Here is an 18204-nt window from a genome sequence, read left to right as displayed (position 1 = left end):
GATAAATATTTTATTTTGAAAGTTTGTGCGAGAGAAAGAATGGATGTGACGAGTGATAAGGAAAAAGTGGCAATAAAAAAGAATTTACATTACCTGCGCTTCCTTGTGAGCGGGCGCATGTTTTACCATAACGATCTCTTGCCGATTTGTTAAATGGATGTCCCATGTTGAAGCGTTGCTCTCTGGCTTTACTCCCCTTGTGTTTCATTCTCGCTGCCTGTAGCAGCAAACCCCACACTCCCGCAGAAACGGAAATGGCGGGCGGTACGGGCGGTTTTTTGCTGGATCCGCAGCATAACGTAATGCAGATGGGGGGGGATTTCGCCAATAATCCGGCGGCAGAGCAGTTCATCGACAAAATGGTCAGTAAACATGGTTTCGACCGGCAGCAGTTGCATGACATCCTCTCGCAGGCCAAACGTCTGGACTACGTTCTGCGTTTGATGGACCGTCAGGCACCGAGCAGATTGCCGCCGTCAGGGCCGAATGGCGCCTGGCTGCGCTATAAAAAACAGTTTATTACCCCGGCTAACGTACAGAACGGCGTGGCGTTCTGGAATCAGTATCAGGATGCGCTTAATCGTGCGTATCAGGTTTACGGCGTGCCGCCGGAAATTATCGTCGGTATTATTGGCGTGGAGACCCGCTGGGGCCGGGTGATGGGCAAAACTCGCATCCTTGATGCGCTGGCGACGCTGTCGTTTAACTATCCGCGTCGCGCCGAATATTTCTCCAGCGAGCTGGAAACGTTCCTGTTGATGGCGCGTAGCGAAAAAGATGATCCGCTTGACCTGAAAGGCTCCTTCGCCGGGGCGATGGGCTACGGTCAGTTTATGCCTTCTTCCTATCGCCAGTACGCGGTGGACTTTAACGGCGATGGACATATCAACCTGTGGGATCCGGTGGATGCCATCGGCAGTGTGGCGAACTACTTTAAACAGCATGGCTGGGTGAACGGCGATCTGGTGGCGGTACAGGCGATGGGCCAGGCGCCGGGGCTGAACGACGGTTTTAAAACCAAATACAGCGTCTCGCAGCTGGCGGCAGCAGGATTGACGCCGACTCAACCGCTGGGCAACCACCAGCAGGTAAGCCTGCTGCGGCTGGATATCGGCACGGGATATCAGTACTGGTACGGTCTGCCGAATTTCTACACCATTACTCGCTATAACCACAGCACCCATTATGCAATGGCCGTCTGGCAACTGGGGCTGGCGGTTTCTCAGGCCCGCATACAGTAATCCTGACTTACGGACTCCTCTCCGTTCTAAGACGAGTCCGTAACATTTTGCAGCATTTCCTTTCGTTGACACCAATTTACATTTTGCTCATCTTTCAATATTGTTACGTTATAACGTTTTGTTGAGGTGAGAAAATTGATTTCCATACTGATGGCCTCTGGTGCAACGCGGCTGGCAATCGCCTGCGCCTTACTGGCCGTGCTGTGGCTGGCGACCTGGTGGGCGGTGTCGTTGCCATGATTGAGCTTGATCATCTGGTGGCAGGCTACGAGGGCCTGGCGATTACTCCATCATTGAGCGGCACCATAGAGATGGGGAGCATGACGGCCATCGTTGGTCTGAATGGCTGTGGTAAATCGACGTTGTTGAAGACGCTGGCCGGATTTATTCCGCCGGTAAGCGGCCGACTGAGCTGGCGCAACGGGCGGCCCATTATCGGTTGGCTGGCGCAGCGGCATGCGCTGGAGTCCCAGTTTCCGTTGACGGTGCAGGATGTTGTCAGCCAGGGCGCCTGGCCGCGGGTGTCGTTACTGCGCGGGTTGCGCGGAGAGGTGCGTCAGCGCATCTCTGCGGCGCTGGAGCGGGTAGGGATGTCGGCGATGGCGAAAACACCGATCGAGGAACTTTCCGGCGGTCAGTTTCAGCGCATGTTATTTGCCAGAGTGATGGTGCAACGGGCGCCGCTGGTGATGCTGGACGAGCCGTTTACCGGCATTGATGAAGCGACCAGTCGCGAACTGATGGCGCTGATCCTCGACATGCATCGGCAGGGCCAGACGATCCTCGCGGTGCTGCACGATAACCAGCGAGTGACCGACTATTTCCCGGAAACGATGCTGTTGACGCCGCAGCGCGCCCGCTGGGGGAACACGCCCGATGTGCTACCCGCATTTAACTCCGTGAGGCTGGCATGATCTGGCATACCTTTTTTCAGCCGTTTATCGAATTTGGTTTTATGCGCCGCGCGCTGGTGGTGTGCCTTGCGTTATCGCTGAGCACCACCATGCTTGGCGTCTTTTTGCTTCTGCGGCGCATGAGCCTGATGGGCGATGCGCTATCTCACGCGATTTTGCCCGGGGTGGCGGTGGGCTACCTGCTTAACGGAATGTCTCTGTTGGCGATGAGCGTCGGCGGTTTTATCGCCGGGATTGTGGTTGCGCTGGTGGCGGGGTGGGTCAGTCGTCGCACGCCGTTAAAAGAGGATGCCAGCTTTGCCGGATTTTATCTCGGCTCCCTGGCGCTGGGCGTCACGTTGGTATCGTTGCGCAGTTCAAACGTCGACCTGTTGCATCTGCTGTTTGGCTCGATTCTGGCGGTCGACAGCGATTCTGCGCTGTTTGTTGCCGGTGTCGCCAGCCTGACGCTGATGTGTATCGCCCTGTTTTATCGCGGACTGGTCAGCGAAGCTTTCGATAGCGTCTGGCTACAGGTGAACTCCCGACGCTTGCCCGCGCTGTTGCACGGTCTGTTTCTCGCCTTGCTGGTGCTCAATCTGGTGGCGGGATTTCAGGTTCTCGGCACGTTGATGGCGGTGGGCGTCATGATGCTACCCGCGGTGGCAGCGCGCTGTTGGATGAAGACGCTGCCGGGGATTCTGTTGCTGGCGGCGCTCATCGGCGGCTTTTGCGCGTGGATGGGGCTGAGCCTGTCATGGGCGGCGAATTTGCCTGCCGGGCCCGCCATTGTGCTGACCGCCAGCGGCATCTTTTTTGTTTCAGTGTTTTTTGGCACGCGCAGTCGGCTGGTTGTCGGCTGGCGTAAATTAATGGGGTAAGAAAATGATGAAACGTACCGGGATCTTGCTGGCGCTGGCGTTAGGCCTGGCATCGCAAGGGGTAATGGCGAAAACGCTGAATGTGGTGAGTAGTTTTTCCGTTTTAGGCGATATTGTACAGCAGGTTGGCGGTGAGCATGTGCATGTGGATTCGCTGGTGGGCCCTGACGGCGACCCACATACCTTCGAACCATCGCCGAAAGATAGTGCGCTGCTCAGTAAGGCTGATGTGGTGGTGGTGAATGGCCTCGGACTGGAAGGCTGGCTCGACAGATTAATTAAAGCCTCTGGTTTTAAAGGCGAACTGGTTGTTGCGTCCAAAGGCGTGAAAACCCATACCCTTGATGAAGACGGAAAGACGGTAACCGATCCGCACGCCTGGAACAGCGCGGCAAACGGCGCGCTGTATGCGCAGAATATCCTCAAAGGTCTGGTTAAGGCCGATCCGCAGGATAAAACCGCACTGGAGGCCTCCGGCAAAGCCTATATCAGCCAGCTCAAAGAGATCGATAGCTGGGCCAAAAAACAGTTCAGCGCTATTCCGCAGGCAAAGCGTAAGGTGCTGACCAGCCATGACGCTTTCGGCTATTTTGGCCGCGCTTATGGCGTAACCTTCCTCGCGCCGCAGGGCCTGTCTTCGGAAAGTGAAGCCAGCGCGGCGCAGGTGGCGGCGTTAATCAAACAAATTAAAGCAGACGGCGTGCATACCTGGTTTATGGAAAATCAGCTCGACCCGCGACTGGTTAAACAGATCGCCAGCGCAACGGGCGCGCAACCGGGCGGCGAACTTTATCCTGAAGCGCTCTCCAGACCGGGCGGCGTGGCGGACAGCTACGTGAAAATGATGCGTCATAACGTGCAATTGATCGCTGCGAGTATGAAATAAATGAAGCCGGCCCGTGATGGGCCGGTTAGTCATGCCCATTCGATATCTGTTTTCTTTCTGAGCGCCGTAGACTAAAGCTTCATTCAGCAATAGCTGTATGCCGTGATTCTGTGCGCGCTCATTCCTGATAACCTCGAATTCAACTCTCTTATCGGCGGCGAATGGCGGTACGGATAAGCCTGACCGTTCCCGGCTAATGCTGAGCCAGCGTGGACGATGTTTTTCGCAAGACCCCTCGTAAAATTGCCACTTCATCCCCATATTTCCGCTGAAAGTGCTATCTTTGATGGCTTCTTTATATGGCCTACGTGGGGCAACGAATGACTGATTCAGAATTAATGCAACTGAGTGAGCAGGTGGGGCAGGCACTGAAAGCGCGCGGCGCAACGGTGACCACGGCAGAGTCCTGTACCGGCGGTTGGGTAGCCAAAACGCTTACCGATATCGCGGGGAGCTCGGCATGGTTTGAGCGTGGTTTCGTCACTTACAGTAATGAAGCGAAATCGCAGATGATCGGCGTCAATGAAGAGACGCTACTCGACCATGGCGCGGTGAGTGAACCGGTTGTGGTGGAGATGGCGATTGGCGCCCTTCGCGCGGCTCGCGCGGATTATGCGATATCGGTCAGCGGCATTGCCGGACCGGATGGCGGCAGTGTGGAAAAGCCGGTTGGGACCGTATGGTTTGGCGTTGCCAGCGCCAGCGGCCAGGGGGTTACCCAATGCGAATGTTTCTCCGGAGACCGTGAGTCGGTGCGCCGTCAGGCAACGGCGTATGCGTTAACACTCCTCTGGCAACAATTTCTACAAAATACTTGATACTGTATGACCATACAGTATAATTGCCTCAACAGAACAGAATTGACTATCCGGTAACACCCGGCATGAGAGGAGTTAGAATGGCTATCGACGAAAACAAACAGAAAGCGTTGGCGGCAGCACTGGGCCAGATTGAAAAACAATTCGGTAAAGGTTCCATCATGCGCCTGGGTGAAGACCGTTCTATGGATGTGGAAACTATCTCCACCGGCTCGCTTTCTCTGGATATTGCCCTGGGCGCTGGCGGCCTGCCGATGGGGCGTATCGTCGAGATTTATGGGCCTGAATCTTCCGGTAAAACGACGCTGACTCTGCAGGTCATCGCTGCGGCGCAGCGAGAAGGTAAAACCTGTGCGTTTATCGATGCAGAACACGCGCTGGATCCCATCTATGCGCGTAAGCTGGGCGTTGATATTGACAACCTGCTTTGCTCCCAGCCGGATACCGGCGAACAGGCGCTGGAAATCTGCGACGCGCTGGCCCGTTCCGGCGCGGTAGATGTCATCGTTGTCGACTCCGTTGCGGCGTTGACCCCGAAAGCGGAAATCGAAGGCGAAATCGGCGATTCTCACATGGGCCTTGCGGCACGCATGATGAGCCAGGCGATGCGTAAGCTGGCGGGTAACCTGAAGCAGTCCAATACGCTGCTGATTTTCATTAACCAGATTCGTATGAAAATTGGCGTAATGTTCGGTAACCCTGAAACCACCACCGGTGGTAACGCGCTGAAATTCTACGCCTCCGTTCGTCTGGATATCCGTCGTATCGGCGCAGTGAAAGAGGGCGATAATGTTGTCGGTAGCGAAACCCGCGTTAAAGTGGTGAAAAACAAAATTGCCGCGCCGTTTAAGCAGGCTGAATTCCAGATCCTCTACGGCGAAGGTATTAACTTCTTCGGTGAGCTGGTCGATCTCGGCGTGAAAGAGAAGCTGATTGAGAAAGCCGGTGCCTGGTACAGCTACAACGGCGATAAAATCGGTCAGGGCAAAGCGAATGCGATCTCCTGGCTTAAAGAGAATCCGGCTGCGGCAAAAGAGATCGAGAAGAAAGTCCGTGAACTGCTGCTGAGCAATCAGGATTCCACACCGGATTTCGCGGTTGATGGCAACAGCGAAGCAGAAACCGCACAAGATTTCTGATATTGTCTGCACAGACTAAAAAGGGCCGCTTCTGCGGCCCTTTGGCTTTTTGATTAGCGAGGCTTCCGTGACTGAAACTTCATCCCGCCGCTCTGGCTATGCTCGCCTGCTTGATCGCGCTATGCGAATTCTCGCTATGCGCGACCACAGTGAACGGGAGCTAAGACGTAAGCTGTCAGCTCCGGTCATGGGGAAGAATGGCCCGGAGGCGCTGGAGGCGACACAGGAAGAGGTTGAAAACGTTGTCGCGTGGTGCATTGATAACCGCTATCTGGACGACGAACGCTTTGTTCATCAGTTTATTGCCAGCCGTAGCCGCAAGGGATACGGCCCGGCGCGCGTCCGCCAGGAGCTAAAGCAGAAGGGGATCTCTCGTGAGACGATAGAGGCAGCCATGCGCGAGTGCGAAATTGCCTGGGCGCGGCTTGCCAAAGAGCAGGCGCAGCGAAAATATGGCGACCCCCTGCCCACCGTATTTGCCGAGAAAGTCAAAATTCAGCGCTTTTTGCTCTACCGCGGCTATCTGATGGAGGATATCCAGGAAATCTGGCGAAATTTTGCAGATTGACCCATCCGGGATTTTACTTCCCCGTGAAGAAAACTTATCTTATTCCCACTTTATTTTCGTGAGTAGCCTGCCGGTCAATACTAGGGGCTGCCAGCGACATTTCGTTAGCTTGATTTCAGGATAATTATGAGCAAGAGCACCGCTGAGATCCGTCAGGCGTTTCTCGACTTTTTCCATAGTAAAGGACATCAGGTAGTTGCGAGCAGCTCCCTGGTGCCGCATAACGACCCGACCCTGCTGTTTACCAACGCCGGGATGAACCAGTTCAAGGATGTTTTCCTTGGTCTCGACAAACGTAATTATTCGCGCGCGACTACCGCGCAGCGTTGCGTTCGTGCGGGTGGTAAGCACAACGATCTGGAAAACGTCGGTTACACCGCGCGTCACCACACTTTTTTTGAAATGCTGGGTAACTTCAGCTTCGGCGATTACTTTAAGCAGGATGCTATTAAATATGCATGGGAACTGCTGACCGGCGAAAACTGGTTTGCGTTACCAAAAGAAAAACTGTGGGTGACCGTTTACGAAACCGATGATGAAGCCTTTGATATCTGGGCGAATGAAGTCGGTGTACCGCATGAGCGTATTATCCGCATCGGCGACAACAAAGGTGCGCCCTTTGCTTCCGATAACTTCTGGCAGATGGGTGATACCGGGCCGTGCGGGCCGTGCACTGAGATCTTTTTCGACCACGGCGATCATATCTGGGGCGGCCCTCCGGGAAGTCCTGAAGAAGATGGCGATCGCTATATCGAGATCTGGAACATCGTCTTTATGCAGTTTAACCGTCAGGCTGACGGGACGATGGAACCGCTGCCGAAACCGTCCGTTGATACCGGGATGGGCCTGGAGCGTATCGCTGCTGTGCTGCAGCACGTAAACTCCAACTACGAAATCGATCTGTTCCGCGATCTGATTAACAGCGTGGCTGGCGTGACGGGCGCGACCGATCTGTCTAACAAATCGCTGCGCGTTATTGCTGACCATATTCGTTCCTGCGCGTTCCTGATTGCCGATGGCGTTACGCCGTCGAATGAAAACCGCGGCTACGTGCTGCGCCGCATTATTCGTCGTGCTATTCGTCATGGCAACATGCTGGGCGCGAAGGATACTTTCTTCTGGAAACTGGTTGCTCCGTTGATTGATGTCATGGGCTCAGCGGGTGAAGAACTCAAACAGCAGCAGGCTCAGGTTGAGCAGGTACTGAAAACTGAAGAAGAGCAGTTTGCCCGCACCCTGGAGCGCGGACTGGCGCTACTGGACGAAGAACTGGCTAAACTGAAAGGCGATACGCTGGACGGAGAAACCGCTTTCCGTCTGTACGATACCTACGGTTTCCCGGTTGATCTGACCGCAGACGTCTGCCGTGAACGCAATATTAAAGTTGATGAAGCGGGCTTTGACGAAGCGATGGAAGAGCAGCGTCGTCGCGCGCGTGAATCCAGTGGTTTTGGTGCCGACTACAATGCGATGATTCGTGTTGACGGCGCCTCTGAGTTTAAAGGCTACGACAGCCTGGAACTAAACGCTAAAGTGACAGCCCTGTTTATCGACGGTAAAGCGGTTGAAACAGTGAATGCGGGCCAGGAGGCGGTGGTTATTCTGGATCAGACGCCATTCTACGCTGAATCCGGTGGTCAGGTGGGCGACAAAGGCGAACTGAAGGGTGCCGGTTTTTCCTTCCAGGTCAGTGATACCCAGAAATACGGTCAGGCGATTGGTCACATCGGGAAACTGATCGGCGGCTCGCTGAAATCAGGCGATGCGGTTCAGGCCGATGTCGATCAAGCTCGTCGGCAGCGTATCCGTCTGAATCACTCCGCAACGCACCTGATGCATGCGGCATTGCGTCAGGTTCTTGGGACGCACGTCGCGCAGAAAGGTTCTTTGGTCAACGACAAGGCGCTGCGTTTTGACTTCTCGCATTTTGAAGCGATGAAGCCGGATGAGATCCGGGCGGTAGAAGATCTGGTCAACGCGCAAATTCGTCGCAACCTGCCAATCGAAACCAATATCATGGATATTGATGCTGCGCGTAAATCAGGCGCTATGGCGCTGTTTGGTGAGAAGTACGATGACCGCGTTCGCGTGCTGAGCATGGGGGATTTCTCCACGGAACTGTGTGGCGGCACTCACGCCTCGCGCACCGGTGATATCGGCCTGTTCCGTATTACGTCTGAGTCCGGCACTGCCGCAGGCGTGCGCCGTATTGAAGCGGTCACTGGCGAAGGCGCGATTGCATGGCTGCATGCGCAAAGCGATCAACTGAGCGATATTGCGCAGTTGCTGAAGGGGGATACCCACAGCCTCGGCGACAAAGTGCGCGCCGCGTTAGAACGCAGCCGACAACTGGAAAAAGAGCTTCAGCAACTGAAAGAGCAGGCTGCGGCGCAGGAGAGCGCAAGCCTCAGCAGTAAAGCGGAAGAGATTAACGGTGTTAAACTGCTGGTCAGCGAGCTGGCTGGCGTTGAGCCGAAAATGCTGCGTACCATGGTGGACGATCTGAAGAATCAGTTGGGTTCAACGGTTATCGTATTAGCCACGGCTGCAGATGGTAAGGTTTCTCTTATTGCCGGAGTGTCTAAGGATGTGACAGACCGCGTGAAAGCAGGGGAACTGATTGGTATGGTCGCCCGGCAGGTGGGCGGAAAAGGGGGCGGTCGTCCGGATATGGCGCAAGCCGGTGGTACGGATGCGTCTGCTCTCCCTGCTGCGTTGGCCAGTGTGAAAGGCTGGGTAAGCGCAAAACTGTAATAACTATAAACAATAGATGCTGCCGTTCCCGGATGGCGGCATCTTGCGCGAGAAGCACTGATAACGATAAAGTCGGGTTGAAGTTGTGTATATCGGCTAAACTTAGGTTCACAGAATGTGATGCCGCGGCTGCTTACACTGTAGGGTGTTTGTGATCGCTTACGTTTTGGCGTTATATGATAGATAATGCCGGGATACGAGAGCCCGACTCTTTTAATCTTTCAAGGAGCAAAGAATGCTGATTCTGACTCGTCGAGTTGGTGAGACCCTCATGATTGGAGATGAGGTCACTGTGACAGTTTTAGGGGTTAAGGGTAACCAGGTACGTATTGGCGTTAATGCCCCTAAAGAAGTCTCTGTCCATCGTGAAGAGATCTACCAGCGTATCCAGGCTGAAAAATCCCAGCAGTCCAGTTACTAAGGTTTTCGCGCCTCGCTATTCGGTGAGGCGCCTCTCTCTGCCCGCTATTTTCCTCACTTTTCTTCTTCGATTGCTTCTCTTTTTTGACTATTCCCTGATATCCGTTATAGCTATTTTTTCCTTTCATAGCGGTGTGATCGTCAATTTCTTGTTGATAAAATACTCTTTTTGCCGTTTTCACCGTCTAATTGCGCGGGAAGTGTGCAAACGAAAAAAAGGTCTCGAAAAATCGTTTGACTTATAGGTACCAGAAAGTAATATGTGCGCCATCGCAGCGACGAAGAGCGCAAACAAGTTCTTCGAAGCACTCGTAAGAGGCGTGTGGTGAGGTGGCCGAGAGGCTGAAGGCGCTCCCCTGCTAAGGGAGTATGCGGTCAAAAGCTGCATCCGGGGTTCGAATCCCCGCCTCACCGCCATTTTGCATCCGTAGCTCAGCTGGATAGAGTACTCGGCTACGAACCGAGCGGTCGGAGGTTCGAATCCTCCCGGATGCACCATCTTCTCCAGGGGAACAGCGGCGCTGTTGTCTAATGGTCTGCAAGAAAGCAGCCAGTGCCGGAGAAGATAACGTTGCTTCCAAAGAGCAAGCCGCGTAGCCATTCTCCTTACGCAGTGTGGCAAGTGTTAGATGTGACACTGCGCGTAGTAAATGTAGTAAACAAGTTTCTTATGCATCCGTAGCTCAGCTGGATAGAGTACTCGGCTACGAACCGAGCGGTCGGAGGTTCGAATCCTCCCGGATGCACCATATTCTCCGAGATAACAGTAGCGCTGTTACTTCATGGTCTGCGAGATAACCGCCAGCACCAGAGAGAATAACGTTGCCCTGGCAACGGCCCGCAGGGCGAACCGCGTGAGTCATCCTCCTTACGCAGTGTGGCAGGTGTTAGATGTGACACTGACGCGTAGTAAATGTAGTAAACAAGTTTCTTATGCATCCGTAGCTCAGCTGGATAGAGTACTCGGCTACGAACCGAGCGGTCGGAGGTTCGAATCCTCCCGGATGCACCATTATTCTCCAGAATAACAGCAGCACTGTTATTTCGTGGTCTGCGAGATAACCGGCAGCACCAGGGAGGATAACGTTGCTTCAGCAACGGCCCGCAGGGCGAACCGCGTGAGTCATCCTCTTTACGCAGTGTGGCAGGTGTTAGATGTGACACTGACGCGTAGTAAATGTAGTAAACAAGTTTCTTATGCATCCGTAGCTCAGCTGGATAGAGTACTCGGCTACGAACCGAGCGGTCGGAGGTTCGAATCCTCCCGGATGCACCATTATTCTCCAGAATAACAGCAGCGCTGTTACTTCATGGTCTGCGAGATAACCGCCAGCACCAGGGAGGATAACGTTGCTTCAGCAACGGCCCGAAGGGCGAACCGCGTGAGTCATCCTCCCGGATGCACCATTATTCTCCAGAATAACAGCAGCGTTGTTATTTCATGGTCTGCGAGATAGCCGCCAGCGCCAGGGAGGATAACGTTGCTTCAGCAACGGCCCGAAGGGCGAGTGGCAAAACAAGTCATCCTGTAGAATTCCTCTGTTTTCCTGCTAAAATAACCTCCAGTTGTCTTTTTAATCCCTCTCCAGAGTAATAATTCACAATCTTTTTCAGCACTTTTTTCATTGGCAACTCCCTCTTTCCACTATAGTTTATCCCTGTATACAACCTGATTTTGGGTGATATAAATGCAAGGAGAGAAATCCATGAAATGGTTCAAAGCAATATCTGCGTTTTGCGCGACGCTTCTGGTAGCCGTATCGTTGGCAGGCTGTGCGGGTTCGCCTACCAAGGAGAGTACCGGCGGGTACATTGACGATACGGTGGTCACGACTAAAGTAAAAGCCGCGTTGTTCAATGACAAGGAGATTAAGTCTTCTGAAATTAGTGTCGAAACCTTTAAAGGGCGTGTGCAGCTCAGCGGCTTTGTCTCATCCGCGGATAGTGCAAGACGGGCGGTGGACGTGGCGCGAAAAGTACAGGGTGTTCGCGTGGTTGAGAACGATTTAAGAATCAAATAAACGCACAAAACGATATTATTACCAACAAAGGCGCGATAAAGCGCCTTTGTTGCGTTTGTCGCTGGCAGCGACAAAACCGGCCTTTTGCGTTACAGTAACCTCTCCTTAACCGGCGGGTGAGAACACGATGTACGAACGTTATGCAGGACTGATTTTTGATATGGATGGCACGATCCTCGATACTGAGCCGACGCATCGTAAGGCATGGAACGAGGTTCTGGGACGTTACGGCATGCGTTTCGATATGCAGGCTATGGTCGCGCTTAATGGTTCTCCAACCTGGCGGATTGCTCAGGCCATTATCGAATTAAATCAGGCTGATTTAGATCCTCACCAACTGGCGCAGGAAAAAACGAACGCTGTGAAGGCGATGCTTCTTGATAGTGTTCGCCCTTTGCCGCTGATTGAGGTGGTTAAGGCGTGGCACGGTCGTCGTCCCATGTCGGTTGGTACTGGCAGCGAGAGCGCCGTGGCGGAAGCGCTGTTGGCTCATCTGGGGCTGCGCCACTACTTCTCTGCGGTGGTTGCCGCCGATCATGTCGTAAACCATAAACCCGCGCCCGATACCTTCTTACTTTGCGCTGAACGCATGGGCGTGCCGGCGGAAAAATGCGTTGTCTTTGAAGATGCGGACTTTGGTCTGCAGGCGGCGAAGCGCGCCGGAATGGATGCCGTGGACGTGCGACGATTGTGAGCGACGCGCTGTCGCTGATTTCGCTGTTTGCCAGTAGTTTTTTGAGCGCAACGCTGCTTCCCGGTAATTCGGAAGTGGTGTTGATTGCTATGCTACTGGCAGGGGCCAGCCAGCCGTGGTTACTGATTTTAACAGCAATAATCGGTAATAGCCTTGGAGGGGTAACTAACGTTATTCTGGGGCGCTTATTTCCGCTGCGCAAAACATCGCGCTGGCAGGAGAAGGCGTCCGGCTGGTTAAGACGCTATGGCGCGGCCGCGCTATTATTAAGTTGGGCGCCTGTTATAGGCGATTTGCTGTGTTTACTGGCGGGATGGATGCGCATTTCCTGGGGACCAGTGCTCTTTTTCTTGTGCCTTGGCAAAGCATTACGCTATATCGCCATCGCGGCGATAACGCTTCAGGGCATGACGTGGTGGCACTAATTGGACTGATTGTTCGACCATTACAATTATGCTAATTCAAATGATTTCGACAGGCGGGAGGTCAAATTGATCCCGGACGTATCACAGGCGCTGGCCTGGCTGGAAAAAAATCCGCAGGCTCTGAAAGGTATTCAACGTGGTCTTGAACGCGAAACGTTGCGCGTCAATGCTGATGGCACGCTGGCCACTACCGGTCATCCGGCAGCATTGGGGGCAGCGCTGACGCATAAATGGATTACCACCGATTTTGCCGAGGCTTTGCTGGAATTTATTACACCTGTTGATGGTGATATCCGGCATATGCTCACTTTTATGCGCGATGTGCATCGTTATACCGCGCGCCATATTGGTGACGAGCGGATGTGGCCGCTAAGTATGCCTTGCTATATCGCGCCTGGCCAGGATATTGAGCTGGCCCAGTACGGCACCTCAAATATCGGTCGCCTGAAAACGCTCTATCGCGAAGGGCTGAAAAACCGCTATGGCGCGCTGATGCAAACCATCTCCGGCGTACACTATAACTTCTCTCTGCCCATGGCTTTCTGGCAGGCTAAGTGCGGAGTTGAGGATGTGGAAAGCGGAAAAGAGGCCATTTCAGCAGGCTATTTCCGTGCAATTCGCAATTATTACCGCTTTGGTTGGGTGATCCCGTACCTGTTTGGCGCATCTCCGGCGATTTGCTCTTCGTTCCTGCAAGGGAAAACGACGACACTGCCGTTTGAGGAAGCCAGTAACGGGATGTATTACCTGCCTTACGCGACCTCTCTGCGCCTGAGTGATCTGGGTTATACCAATAAGTCGCAAAGTAATCTTGGTATTACGTTTAACGATTTGAATGAGTATGTGGCAGGACTGAAGCGGGCGATTAAAACGCCTTCTGAAGAGTATGCCAAAATTGGTCTGGAGAAAGACGGCAAGCGTCTGCAGATCAACAGCAATGTATTGCAGATCGAAAACGAACTGTACGCGCCGATTCGTCCGAAACGTGTGGCTCGCAGCGGCGAAACGCCTTCTGATGCGCTGCTGCGCGGCGGTATCGAATATATCGAAGTGCGCTCCCTGGATATTAACCCTTTTTCACCGATTGGTGTTGATGAGCAACAGGTGCGCTTCCTGGATCTGTTTATGGTCTGGTGCGTGCTGGCCGATGCGCCAGAAATGAGCAGCGATGAACTGCTGTGTACGCGTAAAAACTGGAATCGTGTGATTCTTGAAGGTCGTAAGCCTGGGCTAACGCTGGGCATTGGTTGCGAAACTGCCCAGTTCCCGTTGGCTCAGGTAGGGAAAGATCTGTTCCGTGATTTACGCCGTGTAGCGCAAACGCTGGATAGCATTCACGGATGCCAGGCGTATCAGCAGGTTTGCGATGAGCTGATCGCTTGTTTTGACGACCCGGAATTAACCTTCTCTGCGCGCATTCTGCGGTCTATGCTTGAAGAAGGTATTGGCGGCATCGGCAGGATGCTGGCCGATCGATATCGGACGATACTGCGTGAAGAACCGCTGGAGATTTTACGCGAAGAGGATTTTGTGGCCGAGCGTGAAGCATCAGTGGAGCGCCAGCGTAGAGTCGAAGTGGCGGATAGCGAGCCGTTTGCCGCGTTACTGGCAAGACATGCGTAGTTTTGCGTGCTGTAAAAAAGAAAACGGCCACATTTCTGTGGCCAAATTTTCATCTCTGACTCAGGGATGATGATAATAAATGCGCGTCTTTCACATGGTCAGACCCGCTGCCCTAAAAAGAGTTCATTTTATTTTTAAAAAAATCACTATCGGAGGTCAATAATGCCGTTGTTAGATAGTTTCACCGTCGACCATACCCGAATGGAAGCGCCCGCGGTGCGCGTCGCGAAGAAAATGAACACGCCTCATGGCGATGAAATCACCGTTTTCGATCTGCGATTTTGCGTGCCAAACCAGGAAGTGATGCCGGAAAGAGGCATCCACACGCTTGAGCACCTGTTTGCCGGCTTTATGCGCGATCATCTGAACGGCAAGGGGGTGGAAATTATCGATATTTCTCCGATGGGCTGCCGCACCGGGTTCTATATGAGCCTGATTGGTACGCCGGATGAACAGCGCGTTGCCGATGCCTGGAAAGCGGCGATGGCCGACGTGCTGAAAGTAAAAGATCAAAACCAGATCCCTGAGCTGAACGTTTATCAGTGTGGTACCTACACGATGCATTCGCTGGAAGAGGCGCAGGAAATCGCTCGACATATTATTGAGCGTGATGTTCGCATCAATAGCAATGACGAGCTGGCGCTGCCGAAAGAAAAACTGCAAGAGTTGCACATCTAGTCGCAATCCCGCCACGGCCCGGCGAGTCGTCGGGCCACGATTTCCCTACGCCGTAATGCCGATAATGTTGCCCTTCAGCTTTCAACGCTGCTGACTGATGCCAAAGTGAAGCGCATGGCATCGCGGCAGATTTCAGCACCATGCCGAGGGGGGGGAGGCGAGCGAGCCGTTCACACGCCATGAACAGGAAGTATTTTCTCGTATTACGATGAACGGAGAAGCGACAGATCAAAATCTGGCGGAAATAAAACACAGACGATTTCCGCCAGAACGACCGTAGCAAAGAATCTCATGCCGACTAATAAAACAGCATAATCTTCCCGAACGGGCTGATATTCACCCGCAGACACTGATCGCACCCTTAGTGCGCGCCGCCACCGCCTCCTCCGGCGCTAAACGGCGGCCTGGCGAACCACACCAGCCCGAGAAGAAGGATAAAAATGCCTGCCGAGAGCCAGAAAATCTCGTTGGCGGAGATGATCAACCCCTGGTTTGTTATCTGCTGTGCTATCCAGCTGGACGCTTGCTGCTGCGTCATTCCTAAGTCCTGCAACTGGCCGTAAATTTGCTGGGCGTTGGGGTTATACGGCGTAACCGATTCGGTAAGCTGCGCATGATGTAGCGCCTCGCGGTTCGTCCACATGGTGGTGGTAATCGAAGTACCGATTGACCCCGCCAGCGTGCGCAGGAAGTTTGACAGACTGGATGCCGCCGCCAGCCGTTCCGGCGGCAGACCGGAAAGGGTGATGGTGGTTAGCGGCATAAAGAAGCAAGCTACCGCGAAGCCCTGAATAAACTGCGGCCACGCCGAGGCGCCGAAATCCATCCCAGGCTCGAAAGTCCAGGCACGCCAGTAGAAACAGACCGCGTACATAATAAAGCTGAAAGTGACCAGTCTGCGCATATCGAGTTTATGTGCAAAGCGGCCGATAATCGGCGACAGAATCACCGGTATCACGCCGACCGGCGCCGAGGCCAGACCAGCCCATGTGGCGGTATAGCCGTACACTTCCTGCAATAGCTGCGGTAACAGCACAATAGCGCCAAAGTAGAGCATATAGGCGAGACTGATACACAGACAGCCGATGGTAAAGTTTCGCGACTTAAATAATGACAGGTCGACTATTGGGTTATCGTCGGTCAACTCCCAGACGATAAGGAAACAGATTGCCACCACGGCGACAACCGTCAGGATGATTATCTCGTTCGAGGAGAACCAGTCCAGCTCTTTACCCCGGTCAAGCATTACCTGCAGGCTGCCGATACCGATAACCAGCAGCGCCAGACCCACGCCGTCAATTCGCCGTTGCTCGGTGCGTGTTTCCCGGTGACGCAGGGTTTGCAGCGTCATAATCACCACGGCAATACCAATCGGGACGTTGATAAAGAAGATCCAGCCCCAGTGGTAGTTGTCGCTGATATAGCCGCCGAGAATCGGGCCGCAAATCGGTGCCACGATCACCGTCATTGACCACAGCGCCAGCGCAATAGAACGTTTAGCGGGCGGATAGTTACTGAGCAGCAGACTTTGCGACAGCGGAATCAACGGGCCGGCGACGATCCCCTGAATCACGCGGAAAAAAATCAGCATCGTCAGGCTGTTTGACATACCGCAGGCCCAGGAGGCGATAGCAAATGCCACTGTCGACCAGAGAAACAGTTTCACTTCGCCGACGCGCTTTGCCAGCCAGCCGGTAATCGGGATGGAGATAGCGTTCGCGACGCCAAATGAGGTGATAACCCAGGTTCCCTGGCTTAATGATGAACCCAGATTGCCGGCAATGGTGGGGATAGCCACGTTGGCGATAGTTGAGTCCAGCACCTGCATGAAGGTCGCGAACGACAGCGCAATGGTCATAATGACCAGCTGCGCGCCTTCCAGCGGTTTTTGCTGTTGCATTACGCTCACCCCGAATTACCCGGCGTTCGCCTGGATGATACTGTCGATCAATTTATTCACCGGCTCGAGGCCGATTTCGCGGGCATTACTTTCATAAACCGGGGTATTACGTACCTGGTTTGCCAGCATCTGACCGCTGCGATCGGTGGTATTCACCTCAACCAGCGTCGACAGACCGATACGCAGCGGGTGTTCCGCCAGCTGTTTTTCATCCAGCTCGATACGTACCGGCAGACGCTGAACCACTTTTATCCAGTTGCCGGTGGCGTTCTGCGCGGGCAACAGCGAGAAAGCGCTACCGGTGCCCATATCGAGACCAACGACTTTACCGGTGTATTTCACATCGTCGCCGTAAATATCGCTGATAACGGTTGCCGGTTGGCCGATGCGCATATGCGCCAGTTGCGTCTCTTTAAAGTTGGCGTCAATCCACAGATTCGTGGCCGGAACCACGGTCATCAACGGGGTGGCGGTGGTGATTTGCGCGCCAGGTTGTACGGAACGGCGGGAAACATAGCCGCTAATTGGGCTGACAATTTTTGTTCGCTGCAGCGCCAGCCACGCATTACGAACTTCGGTAGCTGCTTGCAGCACCGCAGGCTGTTGTTCCAGCGACGTTCCCAGCACGATCGCCTGATTGGCATTGTATTGCTGAATCGCCATGTCCAGTTCGGCCTGCGCGCTGGCAACCGTATCGCGAGCATGCTGCAGTTCTTCACGGCCAATCAGGTTAGCGGCTCCCAGCGGAATGCGCCGCTTGAGATCGGTTTGCGCCTGAGAAAGGGCGGTTTTTTTGACCTCGATATTGGCTTGTAACTGCTTGCTGTTGATCATCTGCTCACGCGTCTGGCGCACGCTGACGGCCAGCTCGGTTTTTGCCTTTTCAAACGCCTGCCGGGCGTCGGTCGGATCGAGGGTGACTAACGGATCGCCTTTTTGTACATAATCGGTGTTGTCAGCCCAGACTTTGGTTACGCTGCCGGACACCTGCGCCATAATTTGTACCTGATTTCCTGCCACGTAGGCGTCATCCGTTTCTTCGAAGTGACGCAGGACCAAAAACCAATAAACCCCGTATGCCACGGCAGCAATAATAAAGAGTAAGGTCAGTAAGAGAAGAGCGTTTTTACGCTTTCCTTTTTTGCTGCCCGGTTGCGGCGGGGTTTGGCTCTCCGCATTTACGCTCATGTTATTCTCCACGATCTTATTATTTCACATCGGCTGATCCGAACGGTTTATCAGACAGGCCAGCAGATGATCTGC

General features: G+C 53.8%; 16 protein-coding genes and 5 tRNA genes. 19 read left to right on the top strand and 2 right to left on the bottom strand.

Going from position 1 to position 18204, the window contains the following annotated elements; translation table 11 throughout:
* The first annotated feature begins 164 nt into the window (after positions 1 to 164).
* The 19 genes from mltB (at position 165) to luxS (ending at position 15041) form a co-directional block, all read left to right on the top strand.
* Positions 165 to 1241 carry a lytic murein transglycosylase B gene (mltB, locus tag FN037_RS13835; protein ID WP_142502487.1) on the top strand — a complete coding sequence of 359 codons (1077 nt, stop codon included), beginning with the start codon at positions 165 to 167 and terminating at the stop codon, positions 1239 to 1241.
* Positions 1242 to 1444: 203 nt separating this feature from the next.
* A complete protein-coding gene (locus FN037_RS13825) occupies positions 1445 to 2155 on the top strand; it encodes a metal ABC transporter ATP-binding protein (protein WP_171034825.1) in 711 nt (236 codons plus the stop codon).
* Complete coding sequence (locus FN037_RS13820) at positions 2152 to 3015, top strand: metal ABC transporter permease (RefSeq protein WP_138359758.1); 864 nt, start codon at positions 2152 to 2154, stop codon at positions 3013 to 3015. Before FN037_RS13825 ends, FN037_RS13820 begins: the two co-directional genes overlap by 4 nt.
* Positions 3016 to 3022: 7 nt before the next feature.
* Positions 3023 to 3901, top strand: coding sequence for a metal ABC transporter substrate-binding protein (locus FN037_RS13815; protein WP_142502769.1), 879 nt, complete (start codon positions 3023 to 3025; stop codon positions 3899 to 3901).
* Positions 3902 to 4221: 320 nt separating this feature from the next.
* The gene (gene pncC / locus FN037_RS13810) at positions 4222 to 4719 is read left to right on the top strand and encodes a nicotinamide-nucleotide amidase (protein ID WP_138359757.1); all 498 of its coding nucleotides are present in this window, start codon (positions 4222 to 4224) and stop codon (positions 4717 to 4719) included.
* Between the two features lie 80 nt (positions 4720 to 4799).
* Entirely contained in the window at positions 4800 to 5858 is a 1059-nt protein-coding gene (recA, locus tag FN037_RS13805) for a recombinase RecA (protein WP_138359756.1), read from the top strand.
* Between the two features lie 67 nt (positions 5859 to 5925).
* A complete protein-coding gene (recX, locus tag FN037_RS13800; protein WP_142502486.1) occupies positions 5926 to 6426 on the top strand; it encodes a recombination regulator RecX in 501 nt (166 codons plus the stop codon).
* Between the two features lie 126 nt (positions 6427 to 6552).
* Positions 6553 to 9180 carry an alanine--tRNA ligase gene (gene alaS, locus FN037_RS13795; protein ID WP_142502485.1) on the top strand — a complete coding sequence of 876 codons (2628 nt, stop codon included), beginning with the start codon at positions 6553 to 6555 and terminating at the stop codon, positions 9178 to 9180.
* A 235-nt stretch (positions 9181 to 9415) separates the two neighbouring features.
* Positions 9416 to 9601 carry a carbon storage regulator CsrA gene (csrA, locus tag FN037_RS13790; RefSeq protein ID WP_000906486.1) on the top strand — a complete coding sequence of 62 codons (186 nt, stop codon included), beginning with the start codon at positions 9416 to 9418 and terminating at the stop codon, positions 9599 to 9601.
* 323 nt (positions 9602 to 9924) lie between these two features.
* Positions 9925 to 10017, top strand: a tRNA-Ser gene (locus tag FN037_RS13785).
* Between the two features lie 4 nt (positions 10018 to 10021).
* Positions 10022 to 10098: transfer RNA gene (locus tag FN037_RS13780), tRNA-Arg, on the top strand.
* Positions 10099 to 10272: 174 nt separating this feature from the next.
* Positions 10273 to 10349 (top strand) — tRNA-Arg (locus FN037_RS13775).
* Between the two features lie 186 nt (positions 10350 to 10535).
* A tRNA-Arg gene (locus FN037_RS13770) sits at positions 10536 to 10612 on the top strand.
* A gap of 187 nt (positions 10613 to 10799) precedes the next feature.
* Positions 10800 to 10876: transfer RNA gene (locus FN037_RS13765), tRNA-Arg, on the top strand.
* A gap of 430 nt (positions 10877 to 11306) precedes the next feature.
* Complete coding sequence (locus tag FN037_RS13760; protein ID WP_142502484.1) at positions 11307 to 11621, top strand: BON domain-containing protein; 315 nt, start codon at positions 11307 to 11309, stop codon at positions 11619 to 11621.
* Between the two features lie 127 nt (positions 11622 to 11748).
* On the top strand, positions 11749 to 12315 hold the full coding sequence (yqaB, locus tag FN037_RS13755; RefSeq protein ID WP_138359752.1) for a fructose-1-phosphate/6-phosphogluconate phosphatase: 567 nt from the start codon (positions 11749 to 11751) through the stop codon (positions 12313 to 12315).
* Complete coding sequence (locus tag FN037_RS13750) at positions 12312 to 12740, top strand: YqaA family protein (RefSeq protein ID WP_138359751.1); 429 nt, start codon at positions 12312 to 12314, stop codon at positions 12738 to 12740. The genes yqaB and FN037_RS13750 overlap by 4 nt, the downstream gene beginning before the upstream one ends.
* A 66-nt stretch (positions 12741 to 12806) precedes the next feature.
* On the top strand, positions 12807 to 14363 hold the full coding sequence (gshA, locus tag FN037_RS13745) for a glutamate--cysteine ligase (RefSeq protein ID WP_138359750.1): 1557 nt from the start codon (positions 12807 to 12809) through the stop codon (positions 14361 to 14363).
* Positions 14364 to 14525: 162 nt separating this feature from the next.
* The gene (gene luxS, locus FN037_RS13740) at positions 14526 to 15041 is read left to right on the top strand and encodes an S-ribosylhomocysteine lyase (protein WP_138359749.1); all 516 of its coding nucleotides are present in this window, start codon (positions 14526 to 14528) and stop codon (positions 15039 to 15041) included.
* Positions 15042 to 15402: 361 nt separating this feature from the next.
* On the opposite strand, the gene emrB is transcribed toward luxS, so the two are convergent.
* Together emrB and emrA are read right to left on the bottom strand one after the other, a co-directional pair.
* Positions 15403 to 16941 carry a multidrug efflux MFS transporter permease subunit EmrB gene (gene emrB / locus FN037_RS13735; RefSeq protein ID WP_138359748.1) on the bottom strand — a complete coding sequence of 513 codons (1539 nt, stop codon included), beginning with the start codon at positions 16939 to 16941 and terminating at the stop codon, positions 15403 to 15405.
* Positions 16942 to 16956: 15 nt separating this feature from the next.
* On the bottom strand, positions 16957 to 18129 hold the full coding sequence (emrA, locus tag FN037_RS13730; RefSeq protein ID WP_138359747.1) for a multidrug efflux MFS transporter periplasmic adaptor subunit EmrA: 1173 nt from the start codon (positions 18127 to 18129) through the stop codon (positions 16957 to 16959).
* Between the last annotated feature and the right edge of the window lie 75 nt (positions 18130 to 18204).

This window comes from Klebsiella sp. 2680, from assembly GCF_900198535.1.
Classification (GTDB): domain Bacteria; phylum Pseudomonadota; class Gammaproteobacteria; order Enterobacterales; family Enterobacteriaceae; genus Klebsiella; species Klebsiella indica.
The sequence above is the reverse complement of the archived record's forward strand: the minus strand, read 5'-3'. Positions and strand labels throughout refer to the sequence as shown.

Coding starts and splice junctions, on each gene's coding strand:
- mltB (WP_142502487.1), top strand. CDS start 165: ATGTTGAAGCGTTGCTCTCTGGCTTTACTCCCCTTGTGTTTCATTCTC.
- csrA (WP_000906486.1), top strand. CDS start 9,416: ATGCTGATTCTGACTCGTCGAGTTGGTGAGACCCTCATGATTGGAGAT.
- luxS (WP_138359749.1), top strand. CDS start 14,526: ATGCCGTTGTTAGATAGTTTCACCGTCGACCATACCCGAATGGAAGCG.
- emrA (WP_138359747.1), bottom strand. CDS start 18,129: ATGAGCGTAAATGCGGAGAGCCAAACCCCGCCGCAACCGGGCAGCAAA.
- emrB (WP_138359748.1), bottom strand. CDS start 16,941: ATGCAACAGCAAAAACCGCTGGAAGGCGCGCAGCTGGTCATTATGACC.
- FN037_RS13815 (WP_142502769.1), top strand. CDS start 3,023: ATGAAACGTACCGGGATCTTGCTGGCGCTGGCGTTAGGCCTGGCATCG.
- alaS (WP_142502485.1), top strand. CDS start 6,553: ATGAGCAAGAGCACCGCTGAGATCCGTCAGGCGTTTCTCGACTTTTTC.
- yqaB (WP_138359752.1), top strand. CDS start 11,749: ATGTACGAACGTTATGCAGGACTGATTTTTGATATGGATGGCACGATC.
- recA (WP_138359756.1), top strand. CDS start 4,800: ATGGCTATCGACGAAAACAAACAGAAAGCGTTGGCGGCAGCACTGGGC.
- FN037_RS13820 (WP_138359758.1), top strand. CDS start 2,152: ATGATCTGGCATACCTTTTTTCAGCCGTTTATCGAATTTGGTTTTATG.
- FN037_RS13760 (WP_142502484.1), top strand. CDS start 11,307: ATGAAATGGTTCAAAGCAATATCTGCGTTTTGCGCGACGCTTCTGGTA.
- pncC (WP_138359757.1), top strand. CDS start 4,222: ATGACTGATTCAGAATTAATGCAACTGAGTGAGCAGGTGGGGCAGGCA.